Annotated in this window: 4 protein-coding genes and 2 pseudogenes; 1 reads left to right on the top strand and 5 read right to left on the bottom strand. The window is 61.2% G+C overall.

Going from position 1 to position 6,213, the window contains the following annotated elements; translation table 11 throughout:
* The 5 genes and pseudogenes from AAGW05_RS14140 to AAGW05_RS14120 all read right to left on the bottom strand — a co-directional run.
* Positions 1–339: pseudogene (locus AAGW05_RS14140) on the bottom strand (hypothetical protein); the annotation flags it as partial.
* Positions 340–354: 15 nt separating this feature from the next.
* Entirely contained in the window at positions 355–627 is a 273-nt protein-coding gene (locus AAGW05_RS14135; RefSeq protein WP_411805189.1) for a hypothetical protein, read from the bottom strand.
* Between the two features lie 155 nt (positions 628–782).
* Positions 783–1,388, bottom strand: coding sequence for a hypothetical protein (locus AAGW05_RS14130; protein WP_411805188.1), 606 nt, complete (start codon positions 1,386–1,388; stop codon positions 783–785).
* Positions 1,389–1,703: 315 nt separating this feature from the next.
* Positions 1,704–2,288 (bottom strand): recombinase family protein, encoded by a 585-nt coding sequence (locus AAGW05_RS14125; RefSeq protein WP_411805187.1) that lies wholly within the window; start codon positions 2,286–2,288, stop codon positions 1,704–1,706.
* Between the two features lie 161 nt (positions 2,289–2,449).
* Positions 2,450–5,524, bottom strand: a complete 3,075-nt coding sequence (locus AAGW05_RS14120; protein ID WP_411805186.1) for a Tn3 family transposase — start codon at positions 5,522–5,524, stop codon at positions 2,450–2,452.
* A gap of 397 nt (positions 5,525–5,921) precedes the next feature.
* Here AAGW05_RS14120 and AAGW05_RS14115 point away from each other — a divergent pair.
* Positions 5,922–6,131, top strand: a pseudogene (locus tag AAGW05_RS14115) (hypothetical protein); the annotation flags it as partial.
* Positions 6,132–6,213: the final 82 nt, after the last annotated feature.

Below are 6,213 nucleotides of genomic sequence, written 5' to 3'. Positions count from 1 at the left end.
AGATACGGCAAAACCCATAGCGGTATCTGGATAAAGTACAAGCACTGCTGGAACAGCATAGGCAGATAATACCCCAGCAGAAACACTCAAGACCGAAGTGCGGTTCCTGCTGGCAACTTTTCGGATGAGGGCCCAGCAGCAGACAATGGTTGCGCAGGCCCACACAAAGATAGATATGACTATTCCAAGAATTGATCCAGCCTGAAATGACTCATAGGAGTTCACCAAGTCGAGACCAGTATATTCCGCCGAAGTAACCAGAACTGCATAAGCACCGGAAATTAAAGGGATCGCTGAAGCCACGATGAGAAGTATTGCTATGGGTTTTTCGATATTCATGAATGTAGGCCTAATTTACCAATTGCAGGTGGCGCTCAGAGGCGATACTCGACCGATCCTGTCGCGCCAGTTGGGGAGTGAACGTCGATCGTATTCGAGGTCGAATGTACCCCATTCGGCAATGCCACCCAACACGTGGCACTCCCACTGTTGGCGCATTGTGGGTGTGAACATCCACTCGGGGTATTTGGTCTTAAGTAGGTTCCAACCTGAGTTGACGAATTGACCTGCGTTGAGAATGACGTCACTGCGTCCCCAGGAGGAAAGCTCCATTGAGAGCTGATTCATTCCGTAGGTAGAGTTCCAGCGCCATTCGGACCAGGTGAAAAGCTGCCACCACGCATAGTAGATTTTCGGATCGGCCACCACGGGATACGCGACACCTGCACCCTGGTGATTGACGATCTGAGTAACGCTTGTACCGTCGATTTCATAGTGTGTCGCTACCGGAGCGCCGTTGGCATCAATGGCCCATGCGGGCTGAATGATCCTTGAGAGTTGCCGCTGGTGCCCGCAAGCGTGATGGACCCATCCGACTCGGGCCTGAGTGTGATCCCACTCGGAGTCTCAAGCTTGTATGCATACTCCCGTGGCGCGTCCTTGCCATTGATGACTGTGAGGGCACGGAAAGACCCGTCTTCCAATGTCTGAACACCAACGTCCACGAGTCCTTGGGGATCGGTGTAAATCGTTGTTCCATCAGCAGCGGTTGTGGCTTCTTTCGCATTAGCCGCCGTCGGAAGCCCGATCGATATCTTAAGGCCATCGGCGCCACCGTCAAGAACGGTAGTCGCATCGGTGCCTTCTTTGTGAATCTCGACAGTCCCCTCACCCACCGTACTGACGATAGTGTTATTCGTGGAGACCTCTGGTTTGATGAGCGAGAAACCATCTTCGTTGGCGGCAATGACCGCTTCTTTAATGACCTCAGCGGACACCTCTGCCTTTATATTCTCGCCGTCACTCGCTGATGCCAACGGAGCGGGTGCGAGAAGAGAAAAGGCTAATGCGGCGGCCGCAATTGTCGGACCGTAATTCCTGCGTTTCATACTTCCCCAATACTTTTCTATTCTGATTTGAGATTTTTCTGAAATTTGCAGCCTACTCTAGGTGGTCGGCGGTTTCGCCTGCGCCCAGAACGGAATCTGAAAGTCTGCCCAAAAGGTTAGCCCATTTGGTGATCGAATTTATGATGATTCGCAGACCTTGCCATCCCACCGGGGTGGGATGAACGCCGTCGGCACTGAGGTGCCGTCAGTGCCGAACAATAGGGTTTTGGGAACGACGATGGACGGGTTTGGCCTTCGGAAAGATCGACTTCGCGCGGTGCAGGGGTCCTGGTAGTAAGGGAGCGCGATTGAACGCTAAGCCGGCGGCGTGAGGCTGGGGCTGGTCTTGTGGGCTGCGATGACGGTGTGGACGGTGCCGATGGATAGTTTTGTGGCACCGGCGATGGTGCGGATGGACTCGCCGTCGAGGTGGCGGGCGATGATGACGCGGCGCTTGTCGGCGTCGACTACGCGGGGCCGACCTCCGGTCCGGCCGCGTCTGCGAGCTGCGTCGAGTCCGTTGCGGGTTTTACGGACGATGTCCCGGCGCCGGTCTTCTGCCAGGGCAAGTGCGAGGTCGAGAATGAGGCTGCGTTCGGTGTGTTCGCCCGCAGCGATCCCGTCCAGGACCTTGACTGCGATGCCGCGGGAGAACAGCTCGGTGAGCACGATCAGCCCCTCGAGGAGGTTGCGGCCGAGCCGGTCGACTTCCTGCACGGTGAGCATGTCCCCGCCTCGCATGTAGTCGATTGCTGCTGTAAGCCCTGGACGGGCGTCGATAGCAAGCTTGCCGCTAACCTTCTCCTCGAATACTCGCTCACAGATCGGGCCCAGGGCGTCGTGTTGCCGTGTGGTCTCTTGCTTGCTCGTGCTGACTCGAACCAATCCCACTAGCGCCATAACGTCTCCGTTTTGTTCAATAAATGTGTTCAACAAGTAGGATGGAGTCTACATGTTGTTGAACGGGTTTTTGAACACCGGAACTGAATTTTGCGTCGTTTGATCCGCGCGAGGTTGGGTGTTCAGTAATCGAACGTTTTCTGAACGAGGGTGGCATCCGATCAGTCTTCGATGGGATGCACTGCTTCCTCCCGCAGGGGCCGTAGCGTGTTGGGGGTTGGAGTGGTGAAGGCGTAGCGGCCGAGCATCTTGATGTGGGCGTCCCCGAGCGGGGACAGGCGGGCGACGTCAACGTCAGAGATCTCTTGTCCGGCAGCGCGCAGGGCTGACACAGCGAAGTCGATGTAGCGGGTGTTCCACAGAACGACGGCGTTCAGGACGAGGCCGAGTGCGCCAAGCTGGTCTTCTTGGCCTTCGCGGTAACGCTGGTAGATTTGTCCGCGCCGCCCGTGGAAGATTGCCCTGGCCAGGCGGTGGCGGGACTCCTGGACGGTGAGCTGGGTGTTGATCGAACGCCGGTAGCTCTCATCCGCCGGATCGATCAGGGCGAGCAGGTGCAGCGTCTTGGCGATGCGCCCGTACTCGGTGATCGCGGCACCGAGCGGGTTCGGTGCCCCGTTCTCGCGGGTGAGCATGCGCAGTACGTCGTACGCGCGGACCGTTCCGGTGGCCAAGGATGCCGCGACGCGGGTCATGTCTTCCCAGTGGGTGGTGATCTTGTCCAGGTTGATCTTGTGCCGGGCGACGCCGTTCAGGGATCCGTAGTCGCCCGGTGCCTGGCCGGGAACGGTGGCGCGCCACAGTCGCTGGTCCGCGAGGTCGGCGATCCGTGGTGAGAACCGGTAGCCGAGCAGGGTGAAGATCCCGAAGACCATGTCGGAATAGGACGCGGTGTCGGAGGCGACCATCTCGGGTTTGGGTCCACCGTCGAGGTTGAGTATGGTGTCCAGCACGTAGAGAGAGTCACGCACCGTACCGGGCACGACGACGGCGCCGATGCCGGCGACCTGGTCGTTGACGGCGTTGAACCAGGTCAGGCCGCGACCGTGGCCGAAGTACTTCGGGTTGGGGGCAGCGTTGATTGTCCGCACGGGGACTACGAAGCGCAGCCCGTCGACCGAGGCCAGCAGTCCGCCACCCCACTGGCCCACGATCGGTACCCGGGCTTGCGTTTCGATGAGCAGTGCGTTGGCGTCTGCGTGGGTTTCGGTGCGCACGTAGTTCGCCTGCACATGACCCAGCCGGTCGCGAGTCAATGCCGCGTGCCCCTCAGCAGCCACCGGTGTCAGCCCCACGTTGCAGGCCTCGGCGATCAGTACCGCGGCCACCGAGACCGGCAGGTCGCTCATGCGCGAGCCGGCACCTGAGACGTGGGTGTACGCGTTAAGGAATCCGGTCCAGGAATGCACCTCAAGCAGGATCTCCGGGAGGTCCACCTGCGGAAGTAAGCCCGCCACCTGTGTCCGCAACCGGATCAGGGACTCCGGTACCTCAAGGGCATCCAGCCGTGCGACCGAGAGTTTGACCTTGCCGCCCTCGGCCTCCGTCAGCCGCACGCTCGCGTCCGGACCAGCGTCGGTGACCTCGTCCGCCAGGCCCCGCCAGGCGGCGTCCAGCAGTTCAACTTTGCCAGCCAGGTGCTCGCTCACAGGGCCGTCTAGGCTCAACGATCGTAGCGCCGGCCCACGAGCCGCGTCCCATGCGAGTCCGTCGAGCAGCTGTGCGCGCGGGTCGCCCCACCGGTTCGAGGTCGTGGCGAACACGTCCCGGCGACGCAGGGACGAGCGCAGCAGCTCCAGCACGCACACGACCCACGCATCCCGGTCCACCTCATCGTCGTTACTGCGCCCGAACACTGCGGCTCGCCACGAGGCCGTCACGAGGCTTTCGTCGATCTCCTTCCGCCGGACCTTTCGCCGACCGCGCAGCGTGTCCAAGGTGGCCAGGGCGTCGAGAACGGGCTTCCCGCCAGCGGTCGCACCCCACGGGATTGTGGTGGACAACGTTTGCAGGAACGGCGCCACGGTGCGGAACCGGCGTGCCATCTGCTCGCGCATCGCGCCCTCAGCGCCGGAGGCGTCAGGGACAAGTTCGTCCACCCTCGCCACCGCGTCGGCGATCCGATCACGGCCAGCGACCTGTTCCAGAGCTGCCCACGCTACCGCGACATCAACCTGTTCCCCGGATTCCTCAAGGACGCGCAACAGAGTCTGCCCGACCCGGGCCAGGACGCTCGAGGCCTTCTCCAACTCCGGCAGCTTCGCCAATCGCTCCGCGGCCGCCGCACGGCGCGAGGGCCCGAGGACCTTCGTGGCCATCAGCAAATCGAACAAGTCCAGTGCGTCATCGACGGAGTCGGCCTCCAACGCCGCCACCGTCGCGACCAGCGTCGCCGTCCCCCGTGGTTCGGCCAACCGGCGCAATGACTGTGCCTTCGCGCCCAGCCCATACCGGGCCAACGCCCGCACTCGTGCCGCCGGCAGGCCGGATAAGTCGACCGCACCTGCACCGAGCATCCGCACCGCGGCAACCCGCTGCAGCGCCCTGTCCAGCTCCGGACCGGACACCCTCACAGGCCCTACCCGTAACGCTTCCAACCGGCTCGCCCGCTCACCCTGGTCAGCGCTCAGCAGACTCCGCAGCACCGCAGGCAACCCCAAATCCTCGGCAGCGGAAGCCGCCGCGACGACCTCGTGAAGGCGGGCGATGGACCGCTCACGTGCCGCTGTCACCAGCCGCGCCAGCACGCTCACGCCGGGCAGCAGCACCCGCTCCCGGCGAAGCCATGCCGTCGCGTGATCGAACAACACGGCCAGCCCCTCACCGTACGTCCAGGCACGGGAATATACGAACAGCGTCAGTTCTTCGGTCAACTCTCCCGCCAAGTCGCGGTACCCGTAGGCCGTCCGGATCTCGCGTGCATGCCCGTGGACCGTCGGCGCCCGCTGAGGGTACTTCTTTACGACCGAGGGATCCGTAATCTTGAGCTGGGCTGCGAGATAGTCAACGACGCCCCGCGGAACGTCAAGCGAATCAGAGAGGAACGCCCCCAGGAAGCGGACCGTCCCCAGCTGCACCGCGAACCCCAGCCTGTTGTGATCACCACGTCGAACGGCGATCAAATCCCGGTCGGCATCATCGAGATGGAAGAACCGCTCCAGGTCCGTCTGCGACAGCTCACCCTTAAACCGCCCAAACCGAGCATCCTGTTCATCGCTGAGGAATTCCACCGGCATGCCCTCACATTACCGAACCACGAAAGTTAGCGTTCAATCCTGCTCCATTACTACCAAGACCCCTGTTCGTGGCTGACACTGATCAGCATCTCTTCCCCGGTTGGACGGTCCCAATCATCGCCGGTATCCCCTCCATCCCGCTCCGGACCGTTGAGTAGGCATCGAAGCAGCTTCTTCGGTTCCGTCCGTGAGAAATACAGGCCCTGCTTGCGGCAGCCACCCTTTCCTTAGTAGCAATGCAAAACACCGCCGAATACATCGATCATGTGCACCGCCTCCGCGGTCACAGTGAAAGCGCCATGGTCGGGGGTTGCTTACTTGTAGATTCTGCCCATCCAGTGATTACGCCATATGTCCGGCTTTCTCATCGATGGACGTGGTGCGTGAACGGTTCTAGGCCAACTACCGCAAGATGTGACAAAACCTGATCTGTGCCACTGGCTACAACATCATTTCCGTCCTGTTGGCCGCGGGAGTATTGGCAGGCGCTGGTTCTGTACTCTCCCCCGCTGCAGGAGCAGCACTCATGTCTCTGTCAACCACCGTGGTGGCATTGAACTCTCAATTACTGCGCAGACTCAAGCTCAACCCGGCTGACGTTAGCTAGTACTAGGCTCACCGGAACCACCCAGTACGCTCCGGTACACTACACAACGACCGTCACTGCCAAGCCACCAGAAAGGATCCCG

It is taken from the genome of Arthrobacter sp. LAPM80 (assembly GCF_046736435.1).
Lineage (GTDB): Bacteria > Actinomycetota > Actinomycetes > Actinomycetales > Micrococcaceae > Specibacter.
This window is presented reverse-complemented; position numbering and strand designations above follow the sequence as displayed.

Coding starts and splice junctions, on each gene's coding strand:
- AAGW05_RS14135 (WP_411805189.1), bottom strand. CDS start 627: ATGAATCAGCTCTCAATGGAGCTTTCCTCCTGGGGACGCAGTGACGTC.
- AAGW05_RS14130 (WP_411805188.1), bottom strand. CDS start 1,388: ATGAAACGCAGGAATTACGGTCCGACAATTGCGGCCGCCGCATTAGCC.
- AAGW05_RS14125 (WP_411805187.1), bottom strand. CDS start 2,288: ATGGCGCTAGTGGGATTGGTTCGAGTCAGCACGAGCAAGCAAGAGACC.
- AAGW05_RS14120 (WP_411805186.1), bottom strand. CDS start 5,524: ATGCCGGTGGAATTCCTCAGCGATGAACAGGATGCTCGGTTTGGGCGG.